The 26,818-nt window shown below is 61.1% G+C and carries 21 protein-coding genes and 2 pseudogenes; 11 read left to right on the forward strand and 12 right to left on the reverse strand.

The features are described 5' to 3' along the window. Positions 1 to 31: 31 nt before the first annotated feature. On the forward strand, positions 32 to 2,788 hold the full coding sequence (locus MOK15_RS18840; protein ID WP_242933247.1) for a M14 family metallopeptidase: 2,757 nt from the start codon (positions 32 to 34) through the stop codon (positions 2,786 to 2,788). Between the two features lie 42 nt (positions 2,789 to 2,830). Here the strand turns inward: MOK15_RS18840 and MOK15_RS18845 are convergent, their stop codons facing one another. From MOK15_RS18845 to MOK15_RS18865, 5 genes are all read right to left on the reverse strand, one after another. Continuing rightward, a complete protein-coding gene (locus MOK15_RS18845) occupies positions 2,831 to 3,895 on the reverse strand; it encodes a FecR domain-containing protein (protein ID WP_242933248.1) in 1,065 nt (354 codons plus the stop codon). Between the two features lie 12 nt (positions 3,896 to 3,907). Further along, on the reverse strand, positions 3,908 to 4,396 hold the full coding sequence (locus tag MOK15_RS18850; protein WP_242933249.1) for an RNA polymerase sigma factor: 489 nt from the start codon (positions 4,394 to 4,396) through the stop codon (positions 3,908 to 3,910). 58 nt (positions 4,397 to 4,454) lie between these two features. After that, complete coding sequence (locus MOK15_RS18855) at positions 4,455 to 6,824, reverse strand: TonB-dependent receptor (RefSeq protein ID WP_242933250.1); 2,370 nt, start codon at positions 6,822 to 6,824, stop codon at positions 4,455 to 4,457. 560 nt (positions 6,825 to 7,384) lie between these two features. Next, positions 7,385 to 8,254: an OmpA family protein gene (locus MOK15_RS18860; protein ID WP_242933251.1), complete on the reverse strand. Its 870-nt coding sequence runs from the start codon at positions 8,252 to 8,254 to the stop codon at positions 7,385 to 7,387. Positions 8,255 to 8,393: 139 nt separating this feature from the next. Further along, positions 8,394 to 8,534 (reverse strand): hypothetical protein, encoded by a 141-nt coding sequence (locus MOK15_RS18865; RefSeq protein WP_242933252.1) that lies wholly within the window; start codon positions 8,532 to 8,534, stop codon positions 8,394 to 8,396. A 436-nt stretch (positions 8,535 to 8,970) separates the two neighbouring features. On the opposite strand from MOK15_RS18865, the gene MOK15_RS18870 reads away from it, so the two are divergent. From MOK15_RS18870 to MOK15_RS18905, 8 genes are all read left to right on the forward strand, one after another. Continuing rightward, complete coding sequence (locus MOK15_RS18870) at positions 8,971 to 9,219, forward strand: type II toxin-antitoxin system ParD family antitoxin (protein WP_242933253.1); 249 nt, start codon at positions 8,971 to 8,973, stop codon at positions 9,217 to 9,219. Beyond that, complete coding sequence (locus tag MOK15_RS18875; protein WP_242933254.1) at positions 9,216 to 9,521, forward strand: type II toxin-antitoxin system RelE/ParE family toxin; 306 nt, start codon at positions 9,216 to 9,218, stop codon at positions 9,519 to 9,521. Before MOK15_RS18870 ends, MOK15_RS18875 begins: the two co-directional genes overlap by 4 nt. Positions 9,522 to 9,808: 287 nt before the next feature. After that, positions 9,809 to 10,138, forward strand: a complete 330-nt coding sequence (locus MOK15_RS18880; protein ID WP_242933255.1) for a metalloregulator ArsR/SmtB family transcription factor — start codon at positions 9,809 to 9,811, stop codon at positions 10,136 to 10,138. Positions 10,139 to 10,148: 10 nt separating this feature from the next. Next, on the forward strand, positions 10,149 to 10,562 hold the full coding sequence (gene arsC, locus MOK15_RS18885; RefSeq protein WP_242933256.1) for an arsenate reductase (glutaredoxin): 414 nt from the start codon (positions 10,149 to 10,151) through the stop codon (positions 10,560 to 10,562). After that, entirely contained in the window at positions 10,559 to 11,095 is a 537-nt protein-coding gene (locus MOK15_RS18890; RefSeq protein ID WP_242933257.1) for a GNAT family N-acetyltransferase, read from the forward strand. Before arsC ends, MOK15_RS18890 begins: the two co-directional genes overlap by 4 nt. Before the next feature lie 5 nt (positions 11,096 to 11,100). After that, positions 11,101 to 12,129: an ACR3 family arsenite efflux transporter gene (gene arsB / locus MOK15_RS18895; protein WP_242933258.1), complete on the forward strand. Its 1,029-nt coding sequence runs from the start codon at positions 11,101 to 11,103 to the stop codon at positions 12,127 to 12,129. Beyond that, the gene (gene arsH / locus MOK15_RS18900) at positions 12,126 to 12,872 is read left to right on the forward strand and encodes an arsenical resistance protein ArsH (RefSeq protein WP_242933259.1); all 747 of its coding nucleotides are present in this window, start codon (positions 12,126 to 12,128) and stop codon (positions 12,870 to 12,872) included. Before arsB ends, arsH begins: the two co-directional genes overlap by 4 nt. Positions 12,873 to 13,304: 432 nt before the next feature. Beyond that, entirely contained in the window at positions 13,305 to 13,895 is a 591-nt protein-coding gene (locus MOK15_RS18905) for a hypothetical protein (protein ID WP_242933260.1), read from the forward strand. Between the two features lie 163 nt (positions 13,896 to 14,058). Here MOK15_RS18905 and MOK15_RS18910 read toward each other — a convergent pair. Further along, positions 14,059 to 14,271: pseudogene (locus MOK15_RS18910) on the reverse strand (alpha/beta fold hydrolase); the annotation flags it as partial. A gap of 328 nt (positions 14,272 to 14,599) precedes the next feature. On the opposite strand from MOK15_RS18910, the pseudogene MOK15_RS18915 reads away from it, so the two are divergent. Further along, positions 14,600 to 15,838, forward strand: a pseudogene (locus tag MOK15_RS18915) (MFS transporter); the annotation flags it as partial. 56 nt (positions 15,839 to 15,894) lie between these two features. On the opposite strand, the gene MOK15_RS22030 reads toward MOK15_RS18915, so the two are convergent. The 3 genes from MOK15_RS22030 to MOK15_RS18925 are packed head-to-tail and all read right to left on the reverse strand — an operon-like array spanning position 15,895 to position 20,536. Further along, positions 15,895 to 16,872, reverse strand: a complete 978-nt coding sequence (locus tag MOK15_RS22030) for a nuclease (RefSeq protein WP_347567234.1) — start codon at positions 16,870 to 16,872, stop codon at positions 15,895 to 15,897. Positions 16,873 to 16,886: 14 nt separating this feature from the next. Continuing rightward, entirely contained in the window at positions 16,887 to 18,044 is a 1,158-nt protein-coding gene (locus MOK15_RS18920; protein ID WP_242933262.1) for a YdcF family protein, read from the reverse strand. Positions 18,045 to 18,055: 11 nt separating this feature from the next. Next, positions 18,056 to 20,536 carry a TonB-dependent receptor gene (locus tag MOK15_RS18925; protein WP_242933263.1) on the reverse strand — a complete coding sequence of 827 codons (2,481 nt, stop codon included), beginning with the start codon at positions 20,534 to 20,536 and terminating at the stop codon, positions 18,056 to 18,058. 128 nt (positions 20,537 to 20,664) lie between these two features. Here MOK15_RS18925 and MOK15_RS18930 point away from each other — a divergent pair, with 128 nt between their 5' ends. Next, a complete protein-coding gene (locus tag MOK15_RS18930) occupies positions 20,665 to 21,777 on the forward strand; it encodes an ROK family transcriptional regulator (RefSeq protein ID WP_242933264.1) in 1,113 nt (370 codons plus the stop codon). 16 nt (positions 21,778 to 21,793) lie between these two features. Here the strand turns inward: MOK15_RS18930 and MOK15_RS18935 are convergent, their stop codons facing one another. The 3 genes from MOK15_RS18935 to MOK15_RS18945 form a co-directional block, all read right to left on the reverse strand. Continuing rightward, positions 21,794 to 22,915 carry an alkaline phosphatase gene (locus MOK15_RS18935; protein WP_242933265.1) on the reverse strand — a complete coding sequence of 374 codons (1,122 nt, stop codon included), beginning with the start codon at positions 22,913 to 22,915 and terminating at the stop codon, positions 21,794 to 21,796. A gap of 14 nt (positions 22,916 to 22,929) precedes the next feature. After that, complete coding sequence (locus MOK15_RS18940; protein WP_242933266.1) at positions 22,930 to 25,815, reverse strand: TonB-dependent receptor; 2,886 nt, start codon at positions 25,813 to 25,815, stop codon at positions 22,930 to 22,932. 87 nt (positions 25,816 to 25,902) lie between these two features. Further along, on the reverse strand, positions 25,903 to 26,814 hold the full coding sequence (locus MOK15_RS18945; protein WP_242933267.1) for a FecR domain-containing protein: 912 nt from the start codon (positions 26,812 to 26,814) through the stop codon (positions 25,903 to 25,905). Between the last annotated feature and the right edge of the window lie 4 nt (positions 26,815 to 26,818).

Genomic DNA, 26,818 nt, shown 5'->3' on the forward strand with positions numbered 1-26,818 from the left:
CCGATAACGACCAGTCCTCTGGAGAGAATAGATGAAACCGCACTGGCTCCTCCTGTCGGGTGCGTTGCTGTTGCCAGCATCGCCGATCGCCGCGCAAGGCACTACCGCGCCGACGCCGCCCGAACGCTTCTTCAAGCAACCGCCCGGCACCGACTATTATCTCGCCAACTATAGCGAATATGAGGCCTATCTGAAGCGGTTGGCGGCCGAATCCGACCGGATCAGGCTGGTCGACATCGGCAAGACCGCCGAGGGGCGGACCCAGTGGATGGCGATCATCTCCTCCCCCGCCAATCTGGCGAAGCTGGACGAGTATCGCGCCATCGCCGAAAAGCTGGCCCGCGCCCATGGCGTGGACGAAGCCGAGGCGCGCAAGCTGGCGGCGCAGGGCAAGGCGATCGTCTGGATCGACGCGGGGATGCACGCGACCGAGACGGTGACCTCACAGGGGCAGATTCAGGTCATTCACCGGATGCTGAGCCAGTCGGACCCGGAAACGCTGCGGATGCTGGACGATTGCATCATCCTGTTCGGGCACGACAATCCCGACGGCATGGAGTTGGTCAGCAACTGGTATATGCGTCAGGCCGATCCCAAAAAGCGGGAATTTGCCACCCTGCCCTGGCTCTATCAGAAATACGTCGGCCACGACAATAACCGCGACAGCTTCATGGCGGCCATGCCGGAGACGGAAAATGTCAATCGGGTGCTGTTCCGCCAATGGTATCCGCAGATCGTCTATAATCAGCACCAGACCGGGCCGGAAGGCATGGTGGTGTTCGTGCCGCCCTTCCGCGATCCGTTCAATTTCAACTATGACCCGATCGTCATGTCACAACTGAACGAAGTCGGCTTCTCCATGCATTCGCGGCTGATTGCGGAAGGCAAGGCGGGGTCGGGTACGCGCAGCGCAGCCCGCTATTCGACCTGGCACAATGGGATGGAGCGGTCGGTCGCCTATTTCCACAACAGCATCGGCCTACTGACGGAGGTTATCGGTGGGCCGACCCCGGCGAAGATACCCCTGGTGCCCGCGACCCAATTGCCGCGCGGCGACGAGATGATGCCGATCGCCCCGCGTGACTGGCATTTGCAGGACTCGCTCGATTATCAATGGACGCTCGATCGAGCGGTCATCGACTATGCTTCGCGCAATCGCGAGCGGCTGTTGTTCAACATCTGGCGCATGGGCGCGAACAGCATCGAGAAGGGCAGCAAGGATAGCTGGACGATCACGCCGTCAAAGGTGGATCGCCTGACCAGCGCCGCGCCGCTCAAGACGGAGGACAAGGATGCCCGGCCGGGCGGCCCGAAGAAGGTCGACCCGGCCCTCTACAAGGCGATGCTGCAAGCCCCGGCCGAACGCGATCCGCGCGCCTATGTCATCCCCGCCGACCAGCGCGACATGCCAACGGCAATCGCCTTCCTCAACGCGCTCATCAAGAATGGGATTGAGGTGGAGCGCGCAGATGCGCCGTTCCAGGCAGGCGGGAAAAACTATGCCGCCGGTTCCTATATCGTGCGTACGGCCCAAGCCTATCGCCCACATGTGATCGACATGTTCGAGCCGCAGGACCATCCGCACGACACCGACTATCCGGGTGGCCCGCCGACCGCTCCTTATGACATTACCGGCTATACATTGGCCTATCAGATGGGCATCGGGTTCGACCGCATTCTCGATGGCCTCGACCAACGCTTCGCGCCGGTGCCCGATCTGCTTGCTCCGCCACCAGGCCGGATTGTCGGTCAGGGGACGGCAGGTTGGATCGTCGGACATGAAACCAATAACAGCTTCATCCTGACCAACCGGCTATTGAAGGCCGGCATCCGCCCGGCCTGGCTGAAACAGGCGGTAGCGGCGGATGGCGAGACGATGCAAGCTGGCGCGATCTGGATTCCTGCTTCGGGCGAGGCGCGAACGCTCGTGGAGAAGGCAGTCACGGAGCTGGGCCTGACCGTTCATGCGGCGGATGCAGCGCCGCAAGGCGAGCGGATAGCGCTCAAGCCCCTACGGATCGGCCTGGTGGATCGTTATGGCGGGCTGATGTCGTCGGGCTGGACCCGTTTCCTGCTCGAACGGTTCGAATTTCCCTTCATGCAGGTCTTTCCCAAACGGCTGGACGCCGGCAATCTCGCCAGGGATTATGATGTCCTGCTGTTCACCGACGATGCCCTGCCGCCCAGCGGCGCCTGGGGATCGGACCGCCCGGGTAAGCAGCCCGAGTTGAAGGACACGCCCGCCGAATATCAACCGATGCTGGGCGAGGTAACGGATGCCAAAACGGTGCCGGCCGTGGCAGACTTTGCCCGCAACGGTGGCGCGATCGTCGCAATCGGCAGTTCCGCGCGCTTTATCGACCTGTTCCACACGTCGCTCAAGCCTGCCCTGACGCGGGAGGTGGATGGGTCGCTCAAGATGCCCGACACCAGGAGCTTCTACATCCCTGGATCGATCTTGCGCGCGCGCGTCGATAATCGCCAACCGCTGGCCTATGGCTTGCCCGATCAGGTCGATATCTTCTTCAACCAGTCCCAGACCTTCGTGTCCGTGACCAACGCCTCGCCCTATGGCAAGGCGAGCTGGTTCGAGGGGCGAGACCTGCTGCGTAGCGGCTGGGCCGTAGGGCAAGAAAAGCTGGCGGGGACGATCGCGGTCGCGGATGTCGATGTCGGCAAGGGCAAGCTGCTGCTGATGGCGCCCGAAGTGGCCCAGCGCGCGCAGTCCTACGGCACCTTCAAATTCCTGTTCAATGCCCTGCTCTACGGCGCTGCCAACCGGAAATAAGGATCATGGATCGGAGCATGATGTGATGCCCCGATCCCCTCATCAGCTATGGCCGGCGCAGTCGGCCTCGGCCGCATTGGCGCCGGGGGTCAGGATGATGCGGTCCGCGCTGCGATCGACATGGACCAGCCCCTGCTGCTCCAACGCTTCGGCCAACCCATCAGCATTATCGATCTCGAAAACGCCGCTGATGACGATGCGGGCTGCCATATCCGTCACCATCAACCGCCCAGGGGCGTAGCGGTTCATCTGTGCGGCAACATCGGACAGGCATTGCGCCGTGAATATGATGCGACCATCTCGCCAGGCGCTTTCGCGCACGGCATCCACAGCACCGACCGATACGAACGACGCATCCTGCGTCAAGCGCATCCCGGCCGGGATCATGGCCGTGTGATGGCCGTCCCGGCTCGCCATCTTCGTCACCACGCGGACAACACCCTCGGTCGTCGTCACCTGTTCGCGCCCCGATAGTCGGGAGACGTCGAATGCCGTGCCGACCGCCGTCGCCGTCAAGCGGCCAGCCGAGACGATGAAGGGCCAGCTCTTATCCCTGTGGACCGCAAAATAGGCACGCCCCCGTTCCAGATCGATCGATCGCTCTTTTGCGGAAAAGGCAAAACGAATAGCGCTATCGGCGTCAAGCACCACGCGAGAGCCGTCGGGCAGGAGGATATTGCGTCGGCGACCAGCCGGGCTGAACAGGCGCGTGCCTTCTTCCCGCGTCATCTGGCGTTCCGCCGGGGCGTCCTGCACCATGTGCTGGCCGGAATGCCCCATCAGCCAAATAAGCGTCGGTATTGCGACCAGCGCCGCAATCGACGCCGCCAACAGGCCGCTACGCCTCCACCGGCGTGATGCGGGCGCTGGCGCAGCCTTGTAACGCGCCTTCATCTGCGCCTTCATCTCCGATAAGGCAGGACTGTCCTGGAAACGGCCGGCGCTCTCCCATGCCGCCTTGACCGCGTCCATCGCGGCGCAATGCTCCGGTGCCTGAGCGCGCCAGCATTCCATGTCGGCCTCATCGGCGGACGTCGCCTTGCCCGATTGGAGCCGCGCCCAATAGGTGGCGGCGATATCATAGGGATCGTCCCCATCCGTAGTCATGCAACGATTGCCTTAACGGACCAGCCGCCGGGCGATATGAGCAACCGCCTTGGCGACATGCTTTTCGATCGCGCTCACCGAAATCCCGACCTTCTCCGCAATCTCGCCATAGGCCCATCCCTCATAACGTCGCATCAGGAAGATGTCGCGTGTCCGCTCGGGCAAATCCTCCAGAGCATGGACAAGGCGCGCAAGCTCCTCCTTTCCCTCTAAGACGCGATCGGCCGTACATTCCTCAGCAGGATGATCCTTTTCGGTCAATTCTCCATGGCTGGCCGCGTGCCGCGCCTTGTCACGCCGGGCTTGGTCGCGCAGCACGCTGGTGGCGGTTCGGAAAATATAGCCTTCCAGATTATCGATGCTGTCCTTCGCATCGCGCGCGTGCATACGCAGCATCACGTCCTGGACCAGGTCGTCCACCATTGCACCATTGCTCACCCGACGGGAAAAATACCGACGAAGCGCAGGCACATAAGACAGATAGTCCGGGCGCTGATCCATGTCGGTCCACAAACCGACCGTCGACGATTCAGATGAACAGTTCACTCCATATCCCCTGCTACCAACGCCTGTTCCAGCTCAGCAGGATCGTGCGTGGTCCATAGCTGAACGTTTGACCCACGCCGTATCCGTTAGTGACGGTGCGAAGATTCGCGACGCGATCGAAGATATTCCGGGCCTGGAGCGCGACGTCATTCCGATCCCAGCGATAGGAAAAGCTGGCACCAAAGAGCACAAAGCCAGACGTTGCGGTAAAATCCGGGTCGTTCGCGCTGAAGGTCGACCAGGAACCGGACTGATATTGCCAGTCCCCCTCGATCCTGAACCCGCGCCCGTTGCCAATACGCCAATCGCGCGCAAGGTTGAATTGCAGGCGATGGCGCGGCACGAAAGGAATATCGTCGCCAATATCGGCGCTGCCGACCAGAAGTCTGGCATCAGACACGCGGGACAATTGTGCGTGGATCAGGCTGGCTTCGAGCTTCGCGGTAAGGCTGGTCTCTGGCCGAACGATCAGCTCGATCTCCGCTCCCCGGATCGTAGCATTGCCGATATTCACCAGATAGGCGTGCGATCGATTTTCCGACAGCGCGCGATACTGCATGTTACGCCAGTCGTTCATATAGGCGGTGACGGTCATCTCCGCGACCGTTCCCCAGCGCAGGTTCAGACCCAGTTCCGCCCCCCAGAGGCTGTCACTGCCGTAGGTCAGGCGATCAGGCAGCAGGACAGACGCGGTGTTGACCCCGCCCGGCCGAAAGCTGCGCACCAACTGCGTGTGCCAGGTTACTCCCAGCACGATCGGCACATCGATATGAAAGCGCCCGCCAAGGCCCTGGCTTTTCTTGACTGTGAGCGGCCAAGACGCGATCGATCCGCTAAGAATGTTGGGCACGACCACGTCATTCTGTGACGAGACGCGATAGCGATCGTAACGGACGCCCACGGACAGAAGTAGCCCTTCCTCATCCCGATAGGCTATGTTGCCGAACAGCCCGGCTTGATCCTTGGAGATCGCCAGCCGGCGCTCCCCGAAAATAATTGGGACGGCATCTTCTTCCAGTGGGAAGGACGACAATTGGCTGCGCAGCTTTTCGGAGCGATGGTCGACGAGCAGACCGGCAACCCATGCGATGCCGTCCGCCTCTTCATTACCAAGGCGCAACTCTTGCCAGACCCGCGTCGACAGAATGGGGATATGCAGCAACGACGGTGCCAGGGACGCGACATGATCGGCATATTGCTGGCTTTGCCCGGCATCGCAGGACGGCGTTGCGAGATCGTAATAACGCTGACAGCCTTCCGAATCGCTTCCCTGTAGCAGGGTCGCGTTGGTGCGGTCATAGCGCCGGTCGAGCCTCCAACGATAGGCGGCCGATATACTGGTCAGCTTCAGCGCGCCTTGGTCATAGTCGATCTTGAGACGGCCGAGCAGGAAATCATGCTCTGTCGGAGCGGCGAAGTAGCGATCGGTGCGATATGGGCCAAGCGCCTGAAGCCAGGATGAAACATCGGAGACGCGCCGGTGCTGCCAGGCGAACATCAGCGACATGTCAAGATTGGACACAGGCACGGCCCGCGCCGTCAGGCGAAATCCAGCCATGTCGTCGTCATTGACGTTCCGCATACCCGTTCGGACATTGTCGATATAACCGCCATCCCGGCTGACATAGGCGGTCGCACGAAAGGCGGCGGCCGATCCCACGGGAACGTTGATGGTCGACGAGGCTGCGACATCGGCATCGCCGCCCTGCTGAACGCCCAAGGCGACTTTCGACCTCCCATGCCATTCGCCCAGCACAGGCTCCTCCGGCTCAATCTCAATCTCACCGGCAAGAGACCCCGCGCCATGTTCGCTATTGCGGGCGATACGGGATATCTGGACCCGGCGTATATCCACCAGAGCAAGGTCGCTGGCGGTGCGAGCGGCATCGCTGCCCGTTCCGGACGGCCCGGAAATCGGAACGCCCGCAAAATAGACGGGCGTGGTCGCCTCCCCTGCCATGCCGACTCCGCGTACGAGCAGTGCCTGCTGGCCCGAACCGGCCGGTTGGCTGAAAAAACTCGGACTGGCGTTCACCAGGGCGGCCATTGAAACCTCCTGCGGCCGCACGCGGATGTCGCTCATCAAACCGACCTTTTCCTGCCGTCGCTCTGCCGTGACGACCAGGGGTAAAAGGCTCATCGGATCGGGTGGAGCTTTCGGCACGGTCTCGGCATTCAATGGACCGAGCGCCTTCTCAATTATCGTCACCCCGCCCGCCGTCTCGCGCGACACCAGCCCCGATCCCTTGAGCAATCGCCGCAACGCCATGTCGAAGGTCATACGACCGGTGATGGATCGGGTATGCTTGCCCCCGGTCAGGGATGCGCGGAAAACGATCTGCCGTCCGCCTTGCAAAGCAAGTTGCTGAACCGCCGACACCATATCTTGGGGGGCGATGTCGAACCGGCTTTCGATCGATGGCCTGGCTGCGAGCGGTTGAAAAACGGATAGGGTAAATATCAGGGCCGACGCGGAACCCGCCTTCAACCCATATAATGATGATAGCCTCCAACGCGCGAACGACGAGGCAGACGCCGTTTCTCGCCCGCACACCACTCAAGAAGCCTTCGATATCAGGACCCAAGGGTCAGAACGAGCCGCGCGGCAATATCCATCAGCACATCATGAATCGATTGTGCGCCAGATGAATTTCCCGGCCACCGAACATTTCAAGCAACTATCCGGCGAAACCGGTGAAGGTTGAGAGAAAAATGGTTCGTCGAGATATTCCAGGCATCAACAATGGATTGTCCCTTTCAACGCAAAGGAAGGTCGTCAATGCTGGCGTGGACGCCTGGGCGGAATGGCTGACCGATCAGATCTGCATGCGCTCCTAATCTCTACTCATTTAGTAGTCAATTTTGAAATTTTGCATTGCGGTCACTGACCGAACTGGCGATGCGAACCGAAAGCTGGGGTGGGCAATGCCCACCCCATGCGTCTCACAGGCCGTCGAGGCCCTTGCTAACCAGGACATTCACCGCAACGCGGCGGTTCTGTGCCTTGCCTTCAACGGAGTCATTGCTCGCCAGAGGGTCGGCTTCGGCCATTCCGGTGGGGGTAAGCATACGATAGGGTTTCCAGCCGCAGGCCTGCTGAAGATAATTGACGACGCGACCGGCTCGCTTTTCGCTAAGCTCCTGATTGAGTTCTTCACCACCCGTAGAATCGGTATAACCTACCACAAGCAGCAGGGCGTTGCTCATCCCCTCAGCAGTGGTCGCCGTGGCGCAGAGTTCGTTTTTCGCCTGAGCGGACAGCACCGCCTTGCCAGTGTCGAAATTCACGTTGGTCGTGCTTTTGACATTATACTGGTCGATCTCACCCATACGACCACGCAGGGCCTCCGTTGCCGCGGTCTGCTCCTCGAAGCCCTGCGCGGTGCCGTTATGGATCATCGATGCGGTCTTGAGATCCTTATTCTGAAGATTGATCCGGCTCGCCACCAGGCCACCACCCGACTGCAATGTCTTGACGGTAACGGGCAGGCCATTGAGCAGCGATGTTGCGGCCAGCCTGCTGCGGTTGAGGCCGAAAAAGCCCTTGCTGGCACTGATCCGGGTGTCATCGTTGATGACGATGACGGACTTGGTGCCGTCGGCGGCCGTGACCTGCATCCTGTCACCGCTGCGTGCAGAAATGATGCCATTGATCTGCGGCCCTTCGGTCATCTCGGCTGGCGGCAAAGATGCGGTCGCGGAGACGTCGGCCGCAGGCGGATCCTGCGTCTGTGCAGCCAGACTGCCCGATGATGCCCCGGAAAGCAGGGCAAGCATCAAGAGACATTGTGAGCTTTTGGAAATGACACTCATCACGCTACTCCTTCAAAATTCGACCAGTCGGGCCTGCATGACCGCAGCTTCTCGTCCGACTGCCGCCCGCGTGGTGGCGTATTCAGCTGTCAGAACCCTCTCCATCTGGATGCTCTGCCTGTTCAGATTAACCTTTCTGTCACATGAACAGGCTGAGCCACATCGGCAGTTGTGCGGGCAATTGGAGCATATTGCGCGACGAACCGATCCACATCGGGTGACGAAAATGGACATCTGCATCCGGTTGATTTTTCCAATAGATTTTGGATAAACTTCCCATATTTTCATTTATTATTTCAATAATATAATGACTTATTTCATAGAGATAATTTAACAGCTCATTATTTATATTTCAGAAATATTCATTCAACGCCATATTCACATCTGCTTCCGGCAATCCTTGGGCCAGCCGTGAATGGCCGGGAATGACGCATGGCGAACGGCTTCGAAGCCGGCCCGTCTTAACCATTCAATGCCTGATTTTTACTCTCACATGCGGACGTCCGATGTTCTGACAACCGACTTCACGAGCGATACAATGCGGCCCCTCCTATTACCGAAGGGCCGGAAGGATCAGATACCTCCTGTATCCAAAGGTAAGCTGCCGGTCTGCTTTCCCATTCTGCGCGACCAGTCTGGTGCAGTACCGCTGACTAGCCACTAGCTTCCGCCTTAACGATACGATATGATAAAATCATATTGGAACGGAGGTAGGCATGGCTGCGAAAGCAATTACGGTAACGCTTGGCGAAATGTCATCGCACGCCGAGCGCCATCTGGCGTCTGGCCGATATGCGTCCATGAGTGAAGTGATGCGAGCGGGTTTGCGTGCGCTGGATCGCGAAGAAGCTGTATTGGATGAACTGGTGCGCGTCCGCGTTGCCGAAGCCCTAGCTGATCCTCGCCCCCCTATGCCGCTCGACAAGGCATTTGCGCAGGTTAGGGCTTCGATCGTCAAGAGATGACCTATGATGTTCAACTGTCGGCATTGGCGATCGAGGATTTGATTGCACTTCACCAATGGGTGAGCGTGGAAGCTGATATCTCCACGGCAGACGGCTATCTTGCCAGAATTGAAGAACGCATCGCGGCATTGGCCGATTTCCCTCATCGTGGATCCCCCCGCGATGACTTGGTCGCAGGTCTGCGGACGCTGACGTTTGAGCGCCGCTTATTGATCGCGTATAACGCGGACAGGAAGGTCGTAACCGTTCAACGTGTCATAAACGCGTTTCGCGACCTGGCACCGATTCTCCAAAACTCTTGAATTGCGCAGCGGTCATCGCCGCGAGAGTCCTCCGTGGCGCTGAGTTCGGAATTAGTGCATGGTTGCCGCTTCTGCCGTCGACCCATTATTGCCGCTCAAGGGGCAATTTTTGATCCCCAGGAGCGGACAGTCAGGTTTTCCGTTCCGGTCGCCCGCGCCAAGCCAATTTCGGAAAGGCAGCTTCCATTCAGCAGTTGGTCCAAGCTGCCTTTGTTTCTGAGGACTAAAGCATCGGGAATTATCGATGATTTATTGACGAGTTAATTCGCATCGGATAATCACGATGCATGGACACCGATGACGCGCTCTCAATCCTTTCCGCTCTCAGCCATCCCACACGGCTCGAGGCGTTTCGGCTGCTGATCCGACATGAGCCTGATGGCTTGTCGACCGGCGAATTGGTCGAAGCGTCGGGACTGACCCAGAGCACATTCTCGACGCATCTGGCCGTGATGGTGAAGGCCGGCTTGGTGCTTTCCGAGAAGCGTGGTCGCCAACAAATCCAGCGCGCCAACCTCGCCGCGCTACGCAGATTGATGGTCTATCTGGCCAAGGATTGCTGCCAAGGGCGCGCCGAACTGTGCGAGCCGCTTCTGGCTGAACTCACCTGCTGCTGAAGAGGCGATAATGACCGATATCGTGATCTACCATAACCCGCTTTGCGGGACTTCTCGTAATGCCCTGGCCATGATCCGCAACGCAGGCATCGAGCCCCATGTTGTCGAGTATCTGAAGACGCCGCCAAGCCGTGCGCTGCTGGTCGGCCTCATCGAGCGGGCCGGCATTACCCCACGCGCTTTGCTGCGCGAGAAGGGCACGCCTTATGCCGAACTGGGCCTCGGCGACGAGACCTTGACGGACGAGGTGCTGATCGACGCGATGATGGAGCATCCCCTCCTCATCAATCGGCCGCTGATCGTGTCGCCGTTGGGCGTGAAGCTCTGCCGCCCGTCCGAAGCAGTATTGGATTTGCTGCCGACCGAGCAGCGCAGCACTTTCGTCAAGGAAGACGGCGAAGTCGTGGAAGCGACCCGGCGATGACGCTTTCGGTTCGCAGCGCAACGATCGGCGATGCTGAGGCCATTGCCGCCATCTATGCGCATCATGTCCTGAATGGCACGGCGACCTACGAGGTGGTGCCACCGACCGAGGCCGAAACCGTAGAGAAGATACGGATGGTGACCGGGCGGGGCTGGCCGTTCCTTGTTGCCTGTGATGGATCTGCGGTGGTGGGCTACGCTTACGCCACGCAATTCCGCGATCGACCAGCTTACGCCTATGCCTGCGAGAACAGCATCTACGTGGCGCACGACCGGCGCGGCGGCGGCATCGGCAAGCTGCTGCTCAAAGCATTGCTGGATGCCGCTGAAGCCTATGGCTTTCGACAGATGGTCGCCGTTATCGGCGGCGGCGAACCTGCCTCGGTCGCGCTCCACGGCTCTTGCGGTTTCGAGCAGGTCGGTCGTTTGACTGGCATGGGTTGGAAGGCCGACCGCTGGCTCGACACGGTTTACATGCAGATTGCCTTGGGTGGCGGCACCGCGACCGCGCCTGTCGCTTCCGAGAAGGGCTGACGACCATGTCGCTGTTCGAACGCTACTTCTCGCTGTGGGTGGCCCTGTGCATCGTGATCGGGATCGGTCTCGGCCATTTGCTCCCCGGCGCCTTCGAGGCCATTGCAGCGCTGGAGATCGCCAACGTCAACCTGGTGGTTGCGGTGCTGATCTGGCTGATGATCATCCCGATGCTGCTGCGGGTCGATTTCGGCGCGCTCCATAGCCTTCGGCAACACTGGCGGGGAATCGGCGTCACGCTCGTGGTGAACTGGGCGATCAAGCCCTTCTCGATGGCGCTGCTCGGGACGCTCTTTCTAGGCTATCTCTTCGCGCCGATACTGCCTGAAGGCGCATCGTCGTCCTACATTGCCGGACTGATCCTGCTCGCTGCAGCGCCATGCACGGCGATGGTCTTCGTCTGGTCCAACCTCGTCGACGGCGAGGCGAACTACACCCTGAGCCAGGTGGCACTGAACGACCTGATCATGGTCTTTGCCTTCGCGCCATTGGTGGGCTTGCTACTGGGCGTGGCATCGATCACCGTGCCGTGGAGCACGTTGGCGCTGTCGGTCGGACTCTACATCGTCGTCCCGGTCGTCATCTCGCAACTGCTCCGCCGCGCGCTCCTTCGCGGCGGCGAGAAGCGGCTTCAGCGCTTTCTGTCCGCCATTGGCCCGATCAGCCTTGCCAGCCTGCTCTTGACGCTGGTGCTGCTGTTTGGCTTTCAGGGTGAGCAGATCGTCCGGCAACCGTTGGTGATCGCGCTGATTGCCGTGCCGATCCTGTTTCAGGTCTATCTCAATGCCGGCATCGCCTATTGGCTCAGCCGCCGTTTCGGCGTGGCATGGTGCGTCGCCGGTCCTTCCGCCCTGATCGGTGCCTCCAACTTCTTCGAACTGGCTGTGGCCGCCGCCATCAGCCTCTTTGGCTTCAGTTCCGGCGCCGCGCTGGCAACGGTTGTGGGCGTGCTGGTCGAAGTGCCGGTGATGCTGTCGATCGTCGCCTTGGTGAAGCGGACCCGCCCTTGGTACGAGAAAGGACTTTCCGCATGAGATTGCGCGAACTTACTGCCCCCGATGATCTTCCCGCTTTGGACAAGGCCTTCGCGCTTGCACGTCCCGCCAGCGGCCTTGGTCCGGACCAACCGCCTCCGCGGATTCTGTTGCTCTACGGATCCCTCCGGGAGCGCTCATTCTCGCGGCTCGCCGTGGAAGAGGCTGCCCGCCTGCTACAATTCTTCGGTGCCGAGATACGGATCTTCGATCCCAGTGATCTACCGCTGCCCGATCAAGTGGCGGGGGACGATCACCCTGCCGTTCATGAGCTGCGCGAGCACGCGCTGTGGTCGGAAGGCATGGTCTGGTGCAGCCCGGAACGACACGGCCAGATCAGCGGCATCATGAAGACGCAGATCGATCATCTGCCACTCCAGATGCGCGGGATGCGGCCGACGCAGGGACGCACGCTTGCAGTCATGCAGGTGTCCGGCGGCTCGCAATCTTTCAATGCCGTCAATTCGCTGCGCCTGTTGGGGCGCTGGATGCGGATGTTCACGATCCCCAACCAATCGTCGCTGGCGATGGCTTACAAGGAGTTCGACGAAGAGGGCCGGATGCGGGCGTCGAGCTACTACGAACGCATCGTCGATGTGATGGAGGAGCTGGTGCGCTTCACTGTGCTGATGCGGCCACACGCGGCGCAGCTTGTGGATCGGTATTCCGAGCGGAAAGAGGCGGGGATTCCGTTGGACGCGACTGCGGACTATTCCGCGATCGCGATAGCGTCGCAATCCTGATTGGCGGCCAGCAGCAACGCACGGCGAAAATTGGAGTCAGCCAGCGTCCGACTGTAAGACCTGATGGCCGATTTCGGAACGGCCGCTTTTATCTTCCTTGATGGCAGAAGCAGACATTCTATGGCTAATTCTTCCCTCTGGCCGCGCGCTTCAGCCATGTAATGCATTGACTGATCTCCCGACCTCGCCTCATCCTGAAATACGCCAAACTAATAATCTGACGCGCTTGCGCTCAGATTACATGGCTTATTCTTTTGCGGAGGCCCCCGGAAAAACGGACGTGATGCAAAATTATATATTTAGTTAAGTTTCTACGGACAGGCCTTATGGTCAATTGTTTTAATAATTCCTACTGTTGCTATCAAGTAACAGACTCAGGCACGTTATGGTAGTATTAAGGAGGAAATTAAACAATTTCGGGATCATATATCGATGAAAAATATGAATGTTGTAGACTTCTTTGCGACCAATGCTTTCGTAGGAGGTATGAATCGGCTTGAGAACGCTTTTGGCCGTGCGATTTCGGAGATGGGCAAGGCGAAGTCTGTTGCGAATGCCGATTCTGCTGAAGCTTGCGCATCGGAGATTTTGGACGAACAAGCCAAAATGAATATTTTGATGGAAGAGGTGCAACTCGGTCTTGAGGGTGAGGCGCTCTGTGAAGCTTTCATCATGGCAGCTTTCCATTTCTGGGAAAAAACCGCGCGTAACCTCGATCCCGCCGTCCGCTTTAATGGTGCCTATGGTGAGATGGTAAATTCGATGGAGCGGCGCTATGCCGTTCACGCGCGCCTCTTGGTGGTCAACTTAATGGTGAACGCGATAAAGCATCATAATTCTAAGAAGGCCCGCAAGCTGTATGAAATTTGGCCCGATGCTTTCAAAGAAGAACCCCGCCACATTCGATATGATCATTGGCACTGGGAATTAAAGATGGACCAGCAGCTTGTGAAAGAGGTGTTCAACATTGTTCGGGCGTCAGGGCCAACAATGAACCGCTATGCGGATATCGAGCCTGTGTAGGTCATATTGTCCGCTTTCAAGCGGATGGGAAGCGTCGCCGAACGGCAAAGAGTGGCGCGCAACGGCCATCTCGGCTGTCGACCCATCCCAGCCGCTCGGCGTCGATTTTTCCGTTCTTAGGTGCAGTCCGGCCGCCTTTCCGATCTGGGCGCCAAGACGTCCCATCATGACCAAAATCGACCTGTGCGGACCGGCCATGTCCGCGGCGATCGTGGGCGACCATTCGGTAGCCATGGCTCAGGAAGAACAGCATCTGCGTCCCAATCGTCCGACGACAGCGGCCAGCCATGGTGGAACATGATAGGCTGGGCGCCTTTGCTGCCCAATCCTTGTAAAAGATATCGACGCCGTCGGCGGTGGTGATGAAATTGCTCATAGGGAACCTTCTGTTTGAAATCCGTCACCCGATATATTCGGGCTGATCGAAGGTTTAGGCGGGTTGCCTTGTGCGAAACAGACCGATAAATTAATCCAGCATGTTCGATATTTTAGAAAATTTGCTCAATCTCTGTTTCTTGGACAGCCGCTTCCGTCAGGCCCGCCTTTCGTCTCTCATGAAGAAACAGGACAAACATGGTATATCTCGGTCCGCCTTTGTCGCGGAAATGAAAGAATAGGTTTCTACGCGCATCACGTCCCGCAGAACCCATGCGGTCGCGAATGCACGGGAAGCTCAGGTGATCCAGAAACTGGCAGAGGGCCGAATGCTGGCCTATGCTTCCGGCAATTTCGGCAAGGCGCTGGTGTTCGGCGGCGCGGACCTGACGATCCTGTTCCTGCTGACCGACGTGCTCGGCCTGGGCGGCACGACGGCGGGATGGTTGATGCTGGCGGCATTGTGCGGCGACCTCGTCTTCGACCTGGTAGCGGCCCGGCTGGTCATTCGTCTGCGACATGCGGGCAAGGGCTATCGCTGGATGGTGGCGGTCGCGGCAACGCCGTGCGCGCTGGCCTTCGCTCTTCTCTATGCGATGCCGGCACTGGGCGCTCGGCAGCTATGGATGTTGGCCGCTGCGCTGCTGGTGTTCCGCGGGGCCTATGCGGTCATCGACGTGCCCCATAATGCGCTGATGGCGCAGATGACCAGCGACAGCCGCGCCCGGGGGCGCGTGTCCGGCTACCGATTGCTCTTCAGCACGGCCAGCGCCCTGATCGTTGCGACGATAATGGCGCCGCTGGTGCAGCGGGCGGGGAGCGATCAGGCTTTCGACCGGCTGGCGTTGACCGGCGCGATCGCAGGCAGCCTCTTTGCGCTGACCATGATCCTGTGCGCCTGGACCTCCGGCAGCAGCACCGGCCGATCCGCGCAACGAAGGTCCGGAAAGGATGGCATCCGCGTTCCGCTGCGCGATCCCATGGTGATCGGCATGGGACTTCTGGCCTTGCTGACCGGTTTTGCGGCCCCGGCCTTCGGACGAATGCTGCTCTATATGGGCAGCTACGTCGTCCATCGTCCCGACCTGGTCGCGACATTGCTGCTGGCGTTGACGATAGGGCAATTTGCAGGCGTGATCCTGTGGACCGCCATGACCGGCCGGTTCAGCAAAAGCGCGCTGCTCGCCATGGGCCATGGCGTGAGCGCGACCGGCCTGGTTGCCTTCAGCCTCTGCCTGTCTTCGCCCACCGCGCTTACGGTCTGTGCGGCTGTCATCGGCTTCGGCCTAGCCAGCGTTTTCATGCTGCCATGGGGGCTGCTCGCCGACGCCGTCGATGTGGTGGAATGGCGGCATGGCAGGCGTTTCGAAACGGGGCTGTTCGCCTTCTACCTCGTCGTGGTGAAGGCAAGCGGGGCCGCCTCGATCAGCCTGATCGGCTGGACGCTGGGCTGGCTTGGCTACGCGCCGGGCAAGGCACAGGCCGTCGCGGTCCAGACTGGGATACTCGGCCTGGGGCTGGGCGTCCCGCTGATCGGCAGTTTTGCCGCGATCCTGTTGATGCGTCGCTTCGACTTAAGCCATGTCCGGCATGACCGCCTGCTTGCCGTGCTGAATCGACGCCGTCAGTCGGGCGCCGACCCGGTTTCGGGGTTGAAGCGGGGATTGCTGAAATCGAGTGGCGATGGCGTGACCTTGGTCGGCGGATGGGCGCTTTCCGCCCAGGCGCGGCAGAGCATGTCGCGCAGCATGGAGGCGCCCGCAGCCGTCCGTTCATAGATCATGGCCCGTACCTCCTTGTCAGCGAAGTCGGCGAAACCGTTGCGCTTCTCCAGCGTATAGACCGCCCTGACCTTGTTCCCTGCCTCGTCCAGATAGGCGAGAACCGCGTCAAACATGTCGCCGTTGCGATGGCCGGGTTCGCCGATGCGCGGCGCGATATCGGCTACCGTCAGTTTCATGCCGTCGACGAACTGGCCTTCGAACCGGCCATGGACGCTGCGGTCGGTCGTGAAGCCCTCGGGATTGTCGCCCCGCCAACCGTCCGAATGAACCGAGTCATGCATGGGCTGCGCGCCATCGCCGATATAATGGCCCAGGCGAATGGTGTCGAAAGCGCAATGCTGTTCGGGCACGGATGCGTCGCCGCCCTCGACCTGCGCTTTACGCACCTGACGCATACAGACGATCAGCCGGTCATAAGCCTCGATCGCGGCATAAGGCAGGGTGCCGGTCCAGCGCACATTGGTGCGCGCGGCGGTCGCGGGATCGCTGTCCTTGATCGTCTCGTAGCGCTTGTAGAGGGCGATCACGAACTCATAACGCGAGCGCGGAATGGGTTTCAGGAAAGTGAACTGCTCCCGGAACCAGCCATGATTGGGATCTTCCTCGATCTTCGAGAAATTCTCCGAATCCCCGCGCCAACTGTCCGGCAGTGTCGCCGAGGCCGCAATATAATCCACATAGTTGCGCAGGAATATCGGACCGTCATCGGGGATGGCCTCGATCGCGGCGCGATCGATCGCGCTATGGGCAGTGCCACCCCAGGCGTGAGCCGCCGTCGGCAACAGGGCAAGGGCGGCGGCGAAAGCGAGGGAACGCATAAGGCGGCTCCGAATCAGGGGTCGAGCGGATCGCGCGGATCGATCCGCGCGGACGTGCGGTTGGGTCGGAAGGCGAGTTCCGTGGACGAGAAACGGCGACCGATCTGGCCAGGCTGGTAGCCCAGCTCATCGGCATTGCGCTTCGTGAACTGCACGCTTTCGATCATGGCGCTTTGCTGCGGATTGCAGACGATCAGCGCATATTCGTCCAGCGGCGCACCCATGGCGATCAACAACCGGGTCGCGTTGCGCAAATTGGTCGTCGTGTGCCGGGCATAGGGCTCGATCAGGATCGCATCGGCGGGCACGCTATAACGCTCGATCAACGCCCTGCGCATCTCTTCCGCCTCGGCAAAACGGGTTGCGCGCGGATGGGCGCGGCCACCGGTGACGATGATGAAGGGAATATCGCCCTGCGCAAAGCGGTTGGCAGCCAGGCGCAGATGATATTTGCCGTAGGGGCTGAGCGGCATGTCGTCGATTTCCGGACCGACGCCGGTCAAGATCATGGCGCTGAAGCGATAGCGGCTCCAGTCGAGCGTCTTCGTCCGCGCCATGGCGGCGGCGTTGGCCCCACCCATCAGCGGCTCATAGCCGATCGCGTCAGTGCGGTCGCTGACGTCCAGCAGGGCGAGCGCATAGTCGACGCTGGGGTCCAGCGCCTGCACCGACCGGTCGCGGGGTGTGTGCGACAGCCAGTCGGCGGCCTGAAGCCGCGCCTGTCGCTCTTGCGGGTCGATCATGCCCGCGCCGTCAATCTGCGGATAGGATGGAACCTGTCCCAGCCCATAGGTCCGCACGATGGCGTTGACGCCCTCGATTTCACGCCGGATCTGCGCGGGCGCGCCGTCATCCGCCGCCGGGAAGTTGGTCAGCGTAGCCACGGCGCGGCCCATCGCGTCAGCCTCCGCCGGCGTCCAGATCATCGCCTGCGCCGCGCAGACCAGATCCTGCCCGCAGGCTGCGCGCCGGTCCTGACGCGCGCGGAGCAGGGTGGAGATACCGGAGCCGGCCTTGAGCCGATCCAGCGTCGCCGGATCGCGCCCCGCCGCATCGAGAAGCGGGAAGAGGCGCTGCGACAGCTTTTCGATTATCGTATCGCGGGCTGCCCCGGCCGAAGCCGGGACAGAAGCGACCGCAAGCGCTGCCGCCGTGACGAGCAGACTTGCCATGTTGGGCCGCATCACCAGGACTTGCTGATGACGAGGCGGAAGTTGCGGCCGAAGATGGGGCGGCCGTAAATCGCCTCCGAACTGCCCTGACCACTCAGCGAGTCGGTGCGGGTATTACCTTCGGTCAGGCCGTGGGCGTTGAACAGATTGTCACCCACGACCTGCATCTGCCAACTGCCCCGGCGCGCCGTGATGCCCGCGCCAACCGTGCCATAGGTAGGCAGAGCGGTGTTATTGTAGAGGTCGACGAAACGCTTCCCCATATAGGTGTAGCGACCATAGACGGAGATATCCGTACCGCCCGTCTGGAAGTCGAAGCTGGGGCGGATATTGCCGTAGACCTTGGGCTGGCGGACGATCTGGTTGCCCTCTGCCTGTTCCGGATCGGCACCGGTGGTGCTTTGGAAATTCTTATACTTGGGATCGCTGATGGTCAGCGCGCCGTTCAGCGAGAACCAGTTGGTCAGCGCCAGCTTGCCGTCGAACTCCACGCCCTTGACCTGCGCTTCGCCGATGAAAGGTATGTTGACGTCGTTGCGGCCCGTGGTCGGATCAAAGGCAAGGAAGCTGGCGTTGAGCGGATCGAAATTGGTGTAGAAACCGGTGACGTAGAGATAGGAGCGGCCGAAGGCGAGCTTGAGGCCCGCTTCGAACTGGTCGGCCTTGGTCGTGATGATGGTCGGGTTGATGCTCATCACCGTCTGGACATTGGGCGGCGTTTCCAGATGCGAGGCGCGGCCATAGATGCCGACATGGCTGGAAAAGTCGTAATTCACGCCGACCGTCCAGTTGGTGACGTTGGGCTTCAGCGTCTGGTTGATGATGACCCCGGTGAAGGCGCGGGTGCTGTCGTCTGCCAGCGTGGTGGCGTCGCCCAGATTGGCGGCCTCGGTCAGCGCGGCCCAACCCTTGTAGCTGTAGCGTTCATGGCGGATGCCCGCGTCGATGCGCAGACCCGGTATGATTTCCCATGTGTCGTTGGCATAAACCGCAAACATCTTCGCGTCGCTGTCACCCTGGTTCAGCGTCGCGGCATAGTTGATCACGCCATTATCGGTCACGCGGCCGATCTCCGTACCGGCGGCGTTATAGGCAACCAGGTCGAGCGTACGCGGCTTGCCCGCAACCTCGATCAGGTAATTCTGGTAGAGGGTGCGGCTGCTTTCGCCATAGAGGCTGCCGTAGAGGCCGAGCTTCAGATCATGGCTGCCGATGCCGGTTTCGAACTTGCGGGCGACGGACAGGTTGGCCTGGCCCGAATAGAATTTCGAATGGATGTCGCGATACTGGCCCTGCATGACCAGGCCAGACGCGGAATTTGGGTCATAAACGGTGTTGGTGCCGGCCAGCGTATAGCCGAAATGATCCACGGCGCCGAAGGCGGCGGTAGCGCGGGTGAGGTAGCCGGCCGCGAAGCTGTTGCCGTCGGCCGGATTGGTGGTCGAATAGAAGGCCGTGAAATCCAGCTTGCCCTGGGTGTAGCCCGCCTTGGCGGAAACCAGCCACTCGCCGAACTCGCCCTCATATTGCGCGCCGAAATTGATCATCTGCATGTGACGACCGTCGGACAGATCGCTGTTGCGGCTCTGGATCTGGCCGGTGCCGTCGCGATACATCAGGTTGACGTTCCGTAGCGCCGGCGAATTCATCGTGCCGTCGAAATAGTCGATATATTTGTCGAGCGAGACGCTGGGATTGCGCGGATCGGCGGTCGGGATCGGCAGATAGAAGACGTTGTGATCGTTGACATAGTTCACATTGAACTTGATCGATCCATTATCGAAATCATGCTTGATGTTGGCGCGGATCTGGCCGCCCTTGTCGTTGGGGAAACCATTGTCGCGATAGCCGTCATGCTGGCGGATGAAGCCGCCGATCGCATAATAGGTGTCCTTGCCCAGCGGACCGGCCTGATAGGCGTCCAGGCGGTAGAGGCCGGTGTCGCCCAGCGTCACCTGCGCCTTGCCGCGGGGCGTGTCGCTGCCTGTGACGGTGATCGCGTTGATGATCGCGCCCGAATAGCTGGCATAGACCGGTGCCGGGCCGCCGCGCACCACCTCGACATGGTCGGTCATCAGATCCTGCTTCAGGATCGCGTCACCCCGGAAAAAGACGCCGTCATTTTCGTGGAACAGCGGCAGACCGTCCTGCTGGAAGCTGACAAAGCCACCGTCATTGGGCAGGCCACGGATGCGGTAGATATTCTGCACCTCGCCGCCGGTGATTTCGGTCTGGAAGCCCGGCAACTGGCCGATCAGGTCGGCGAAGTTCACCGGTGCGATCTTTTCAACATCCTCGTTCGAGATGGTGTTGATCGCATAGGATACGTCGAACCGGCGCTGGGCGCGGGTGGAGCCGGTGACGATGATGTCGCCCGGCCCGCTGCCGGTGTCCGCAGCCTGTCCGTCAGGCGCATTGTCCTGCGCGAAGGCGGGTGTGAAGGAACAGAGCGCCGCAAGGGCGGTGCCGGTGGCAAGAACGGTCTTGAACATGGAGAGCCCCTTTTCCGATTGGTTGGGCGCTCCCCTGACCGTGCCATGTGACATTTTTAATTATTGTTGCGAAAATAAATAAAGCCGCATACCGGGTCGTCGCTTTTCATCGGCGGCAGGGGTCGGCCATGCAGTTTCCCACATTGGACAAGGATCAACGGCGCATCCTCCAGATGCTGCGCAAATCCGGCCCATTGTCCCGGTCAGCGCTGGCCACCGGACTGGAAATCAGCGGCACCGCGCTGACACGCCTGTCGCGCGACCTGCTCAGCCTGGGACTGGTCGAGGAAGTGCCGGGGGCGGAAGCGCAGGGCCGGGGGCGTCCCGCCATACCCCTGCGACTGGCAGGGCATGGCGGCTATGCGGTTGGAGCGACGGCACACAAGGGCTTTCTCGATATCTCCCTGGTCGATTTCACCGGCGCCACGATCGCCACCCATCATGAAGCGGTCGAGCCGATCGATCCTCACGGCTTCGCGCAAAAGGTGCGGCGTATCACGCATGAGCTGGTCGATCGTCACGGCCTGCTGGGCCGGCGCATGTTGGGCCTTGGCGTGGCGGTGCCAGGTCCGTCCCTATCGCCGGCGGGCGACCGGTGGAGCGTTGTCGACGTCCTGCCCAATTGGCGGGATGCACCGCTGCGCGACATTCTCTCCGCCGAAATGGACTGGCCGCTCTGGATCGAGAATGACGCCAATGCGGCGGTCATCGCCGAATATTATCTTGGCGGCCTGCTCAGGGATTTCACAACCATAGTCGTGATCCTGCTGGGCTTCGGCATTGGCGCAGGCGTCATTGTCGATGGCCGACTCGTGCGCGGCCAATATGGCGTGGCCGGCGAAATCGGCTGCCTGTTTCCAGGACATCTGCCGCGCCCCAGTCCTCTGGACCTGTTATCCGCACTTCGTAACAATGGCTGCGATCTGTCCTCGGTCGCGGATATCGACTTCAACGCCACGGACCAAGCACCCACGATCGAAGCCTGGCTCGACCGGGCGGCTGGGCAATTGGAGACGGTGTGCAACACGGCCTTCGCCTGGCTTGACCCAGGGGCAATCGTACTGGCCGGCACCTTGCCGCCGACCATTCTGCAGCGACTGGCGGATCGCCTGCATCAGGCCGATCTCGTGACGACGGTTCATCAGCGCCAGCCACCCGTACGGATATCCAATCTCCATGGCTCACCGATCACCTTCGGCGCAGCCCTTTTGCCAATTCATGTCTTGTCCGCAGAGGTGTGAACGATCTGACCCCCGATCAATCCTCCTTCTTCCATCCCATCGCATTCAGCATGACGTCGAACAGCCGGGTATTGGAGAAAAAGCCATGTATCTGCTGCGCGCCGGGACCGCTGGCAGCGGCAATCACTTCTTCGCCGGTATGCCCATCCTCGACACCGATGACCGGGTTATTGGCGATAGTGGCGCCTGGCTTGGCGGCTTCGGCGGCATATTGCTGCGCCAGCGGAGCATTGCGTTTGCCCCCGCCCATGCGCAGGCCGAAACTATGGTCGGCAGTGAACAGGATGAGCGTGTCCTTGCTGGCAACGGCGCTGATGCGACGGATCATATCGTCCATTTCGATGACATGCTTCAGACCCTTTTCCGGGTCATCGGTATGCATGTCCCACTCGACCATCAGGAAATAGCCCTTGGGATTGCGCGCAAGCTGCCCGATCGTCGCCTCGACGGCCGGGATCGGCGCGAAATCGCTGTCGCGCAGCACCGCTGCACGGGCCGCGTTGCGGATGATGGCCGGATCATTGCCGAACCGGTATCCGGCCTTGGCAAAGGCCTGTTCGGGTGTAATCCCGTCCTTGGCAAAGGAAGCTATCACATCCGCCTGCCCCTTGCCGATCACGATATCGACACCGTCGCCGAAGCGGGGGCTGAGCAACTGGCGGAAAATCTGGTCCTTGTCCTTGCGCGAGGCGACATGGGCGTAGCAGGCGGCCGGAGTCGCGTCCCAGATCGGCATGTTCGTGACGACCCCGGTCGAAAGCCCCCGCTGCTCGGCATATTCCAGGAAGGTCTTGACTGGCGTGACCGCACCGCCCGACCCCGACAGGAGGACCGACACCATCCCGCTGTCGGTCTTGTGCCCGGTCATGATCGCGGTCATGCCCGCCGCCGAATCCGTAACCCAATTGTTCAGCGCCGACGTGTCCGACAGGCCGACATTGGGCATGGAGTGGATGAAGAGCGACTGCGGCCGGTCGTGCGCCATGATGCCCGCTGCATTGAGCGTCGGCACGCCGCCCGCATCCCCCAGGAAGAGGATGATGTTGCGCGCTTCCTGTGCCCCGGCCGGGACGCTGAAAAGGGATGTGACCGCCAGCATAGCCGCCGCCAGCGTCGCCTTCCGGGACAAGTTCGTCATTGCCATTCCTTCTGTCAGAAACGTGCGCGCACGCCGGCCATCAGCGTGGTGCCATAATCGGTGTAGCCGGCGAACCGGTTGTCGCGGACATATTGCCATTGTACGCCGCCCGCCACGTTGATCCCCTGGACGACGAATGTGACATTGGGCGTCACCTTGTAGGAAATATCGAAGTCGAGGCTGCCGAAGGCGGAGTCGTTGTTGGCGGCGAGGCCCGCGCCACCCACATCGCGCAGCACCTTGCCCCGCCAGCTATAGCTGGCGCGCGCACCGATCGGCCCCTTTTCGTAAAAGGCGGTCAGGTTGAAGCTGTCCGACGCCACATCGGTCAGGTCGTCGCGGAAGGTTGAGCCGTCCGACATCGCATAGGTGCCCTTGCTGGCGGTATGGGTGTAATTGGCCTGAAAACCCAGGCCATCGAAGGGCGCGGGCAGCATCTTGAACAATTGCTGATAGGCGATTTCGACACCGGCGACATAGGCATTGCCGCCATTTTGCGGCGCGGTCAGCCGATAGACCTGTCCGTCCAGGTTGAAGTTGCGGGTCTGCTGGAAGACGAAACTGGTGATGTCCTTATAAAAGGCGCCACCGATCAGCGCGCTGCCCGGCGCGAAATACCATTCGATCGTGCCGTCATATTGCCAGGCTTCAAACGGACGGAGTTCCGGGTTGCCGCCCACCGCCGTCAGCACGGTCGGGTTGGAATTGATCGTCAGCCGGGGCGCAAGGTCGGCCAGCGACGGCCGGGTGATGACCTTGGACGCGGCGAAGTGCATTTGCAGGTTGGACGTGAACTCGGCGACCAGGTTCAGCGAGGGCAGGATATTGTCATAATTGCGCTCGTACCGGACCGGCAGGGCTGCGCTGCCATTGTCGGCATAGCCCGAAGAAGTCTGACGGGTATGCGCATAGCGTACGCCCGCATCGCCACGGATGGTCACGCCGCCCAGGGGGAAGCTGAACTCCGCCAGTCCGTAGCCGCCCAATATCTTCTCATCGATGGCGTAGCTGTTGCGGCGATCGCCGCGCGCGAGATCGGCGTTCAGCAGAGCGTCCTTGCCGGTCGCGGCCTCCCAGAAGCGATCGGGATCGGGCATGACCCAGTTCCTGGGCAAATCGCCGCCTACGCCCTTGAGGAAGTCGTCGACCGGAAACGCCTCGAAATAGCTGTCGTCGAAACGCCGACCGGATATGCCGCTGGTGAAATTGATATCGCGGCGATTGTAGGTCCGGTCGCGTTTTTCATATTTGGCGCCGAAGCGCAAACTGCGCAGCGCACCGTCCAGTTCGCGCGTCACATCGAAGGTCGCCGCCCGCTGTCGGTCGAGCGAGTCATTCACGCGATACTCGATCCGCCGCCCCGGCAGGGTTGTCGATTGGGTAAGATCAGCAGAAAGAAAGCGCAGGTTAGGCAACCGCTCCCCGACCTTGCCATAATCGAACGCGACCTGACCGACCGGTCCCAGCAGACGGGTACGATAGATGGGGGTGGGCGTGTTGGAATAGGCGCGGCCCAGGCTGGCGTCAGCCGCCAGCGTCCATCCATTGGCCGACCATTTGGCATTGGCGCCGACCAGCCAATTCTCATATTCCAGGCGCGAGGTTTCACGGCCGATCTGGGTCGAGGTCGTGACCGTAGCGGCGGTCAGCACGCCATTTTCGATCACCGCCGTCCCCGGCACGATCGCGCGTGGTGTCGTCGCCGAAAAATCGGTGGAATAGGTCAGTTCGTCATAATCGATGTTGAGGCGGCTCCACAGGCCATCGACATTCAGTGCAAAACGATCGTCCGGCTTCCACTGGATCGCGCCGTTCAGGCCGATGCGGTCGCGATTTTCCCGTTCCAGCGTCGGGCGCGTGCTGGTCGGCACCAGTATCGTGTCGCCATCGAGCGCGCCGTTGCCATCGCTGTCGATCCGCCCGTCGGCCCAGCCCACGCCGGTGATGCGGTCCTGCCGGGTCGTACGTTCGTCATAGACCGCTGCGATCAACGCACCGAACGTGCCCTCATCATTCACCCAGCTCGCCATGCCGGAAATGCGGGGATTGACAGCGTCGGCCAAGCGCGGCGAACTGGCAGTGGCGGAGAGGGCCAGCACCGGCTTCTTGAGGTCGATCGGACGAAAGGTCTGGAGGTTGACGATACCGCCGATGCCGCCTTCGGCTAGGTCAGCGCGCGGGCTTTTGATCACTTCCACCGCCGACATGAGTTCGGACGGCAGCGTATCGAAGCGGAACTGTCGCCCACTCTGGCCGCTATCGCGAACATTCTCGTTAACCGCGGCAGCGCGGCCATTGAGCGTCACCACCTGGAAATTGGCGCCCAGCCCCCGGATGCGGACGAACACGCCCTCGCCACGATCGCGCACGATCGATACGCCCGGCACACGCTGAAGCGCTTCGGCGATGTTCTGGGCCGGGAACTTGCCGATATCCTCGGCCTTGACGACATCGACCACATTGGTCGCCTTCCGCTTCTCGGCGAGCGCGCTGGACAGGCTGGCAGCATAGCCGGTGACGATGATCTCCGATGCGACCTCGGCCGCGCCATCCGCCGCCATGTCCTGGGCCGAAGCGGGTGTCGGGACGATCAGCAGCGCTCCGTTCGCCTGGCGGCGCACTGCCAGCGGCTTGCCCTGGATCAGTCGTTCGACCGCCATCATCGCGTCCATCCGTCCGCTGAGCGCAGGACCGCTCATGCCGGCGACAGCCTGCGGGGCGAACAATATGTCGGTGCCGGTCTGCCGCGCAATCGCCTCAAATGCCTGATTCAACGGCTGCGCCGCGATCTGGACGGAAGTGGAACGTTGCTGTGCCTGTGCCGGGACGGCGCACAAGCTGGCCAGAGCGGCGCCCAGCGCCAGCGAACGGCGCAAATTGCGCGAAAAATGAACGGTCACGAAAATCCCCCATGGACTGCGGCAGAGGCGCCGCGCTTCCCCGACGCGCAAGGGCCGCTTTACCCCACCCCGCTCGACAAGTTTTTTTCAGCCGCCCAGCAGAACCCGGTCGTCGACCTGCCGAACCGGGATCGACAGCAGTTGCGACAACGCCTGACCCAGCGCGACATTGTCCCCCATGCGATACATGCCGCTGACCCGCAGGTCGGCCGTGCGCGGATCGGCGATGACCAGCCTGGTCATGCTGTAGCGATTGGCCTCCGCCGCGACCGCGTCCAACCGATCCTCGTGAAAGGCTGCGCGGCCGCTTTCCCATGCCTGCGTTGTCTCGGCATCTGGACGATCGATCTGCACGCCATGCATCCCATCGGACCGCAGGCGCTGCCCAGCGGCGATGGTCCGCCGCGCTCCTGCTATCGCTACATTCGCCTGCCCGGTCATCGCCGTCATCGCCAGCCGATCGCCCATATCCCGCCGCACGTCGAAACGTCCCCGGTCGGCAACGAAAGACCCACTGCCCGCTTCCACTGAAAAGGGAACCTCCATTGGCGCGATGAAAAGGGCGATCCGTCCCTGCCGCAGCCACAGATTGCGACGCTTGGCTGTCGCAACCACACGGACCCGCGTGTCGGTGTCCAGAAGCAGGGACGATCCTTCACCCAGGACGATGCGGCGCTGCTCGCCAACCCCGGTTTCATATCCCGTACCGGCATAGGCGGCCTGCAACGTCACTATCCCGCCGCCAGCGGCGATCGTACCAGCACAGGCGACCAACATCCTGCGCCGGGACAAGATGGGCTGTACCCGGCGGTCCGGGACGACATCGGCACCGGGCACCAGCGACCAGATATCCGTCGCCCGCTCGAACGCGGCCGCATGGGCCGCGTCGGCGGCGATCCAGGTGCGAAAGGCCCGTTCGTCGTCGTCCGTCCTGCCATCCGCATTGAGCCTTGCGATCCACTGCGCGGCGGTCCGGGGTAAAGGGCGCTCACCGGACATGTCG

This window comes from Sphingobium sp. BYY-5, assembly GCF_022758885.1.
Lineage (GTDB): Bacteria > Pseudomonadota > Alphaproteobacteria > Sphingomonadales > Sphingomonadaceae > Sphingobium.

Coding starts and splice junctions, on each gene's coding strand:
- MOK15_RS18875 (WP_242933254.1), top strand. CDS start 9,216: ATGACCTATGATGTTCAACTGTCGGCATTGGCGATCGAGGATTTGATT.
- MOK15_RS18850 (WP_242933249.1), bottom strand. CDS start 4,396: ATGGATCAGCGCCCGGACTATCTGTCTTATGTGCCTGCGCTTCGTCGG.
- arsH (WP_242933259.1), top strand. CDS start 12,126: ATGAGATTGCGCGAACTTACTGCCCCCGATGATCTTCCCGCTTTGGAC.
- MOK15_RS18920 (WP_242933262.1), bottom strand. CDS start 18,044: ATGGCAAGTCTGCTCGTCACGGCGGCAGCGCTTGCGGTCGCTTCTGTC.
- MOK15_RS18925 (WP_242933263.1), bottom strand. CDS start 20,536: ATGTTCAAGACCGTTCTTGCCACCGGCACCGCCCTTGCGGCGCTCTGT.
- MOK15_RS18905 (WP_242933260.1), top strand. CDS start 13,305: ATGAAAAATATGAATGTTGTAGACTTCTTTGCGACCAATGCTTTCGTA.
- MOK15_RS18880 (WP_242933255.1), top strand. CDS start 9,809: ATGGACACCGATGACGCGCTCTCAATCCTTTCCGCTCTCAGCCATCCC.
- arsC (WP_242933256.1), top strand. CDS start 10,149: ATGACCGATATCGTGATCTACCATAACCCGCTTTGCGGGACTTCTCGT.
- MOK15_RS18890 (WP_242933257.1), top strand. CDS start 10,559: ATGACGCTTTCGGTTCGCAGCGCAACGATCGGCGATGCTGAGGCCATT.
- MOK15_RS18860 (WP_242933251.1), bottom strand. CDS start 8,254: ATGAGTGTCATTTCCAAAAGCTCACAATGTCTCTTGATGCTTGCCCTG.
- MOK15_RS22030 (WP_347567234.1), bottom strand. CDS start 16,872: ATGCGTTCCCTCGCTTTCGCCGCCGCCCTTGCCCTGTTGCCGACGGCG.
- MOK15_RS18855 (WP_242933250.1), bottom strand. CDS start 6,824: ATGGTGTCGGCGGTTCAGCAACTTGCTTTGCAAGGCGGACGGCAGATC.
- MOK15_RS18840 (WP_242933247.1), top strand. CDS start 32: ATGAAACCGCACTGGCTCCTCCTGTCGGGTGCGTTGCTGTTGCCAGCA.
- MOK15_RS18945 (WP_242933267.1), bottom strand. CDS start 26,814: ATGTCCGGTGAGCGCCCTTTACCCCGGACCGCCGCGCAGTGGATCGCA.
- MOK15_RS18930 (WP_242933264.1), top strand. CDS start 20,665: ATGCAGTTTCCCACATTGGACAAGGATCAACGGCGCATCCTCCAGATG.
- arsB (WP_242933258.1), top strand. CDS start 11,101: ATGTCGCTGTTCGAACGCTACTTCTCGCTGTGGGTGGCCCTGTGCATC.
- MOK15_RS18865 (WP_242933252.1), bottom strand. CDS start 8,534: ATGGGAAGTTTATCCAAAATCTATTGGAAAAATCAACCGGATGCAGAT.
- MOK15_RS18845 (WP_242933248.1), bottom strand. CDS start 3,895: ATGACTACGGATGGGGACGATCCCTATGATATCGCCGCCACCTATTGG.
- MOK15_RS18935 (WP_242933265.1), bottom strand. CDS start 22,915: ATGACGAACTTGTCCCGGAAGGCGACGCTGGCGGCGGCTATGCTGGCG.
- MOK15_RS18870 (WP_242933253.1), top strand. CDS start 8,971: ATGGCTGCGAAAGCAATTACGGTAACGCTTGGCGAAATGTCATCGCAC.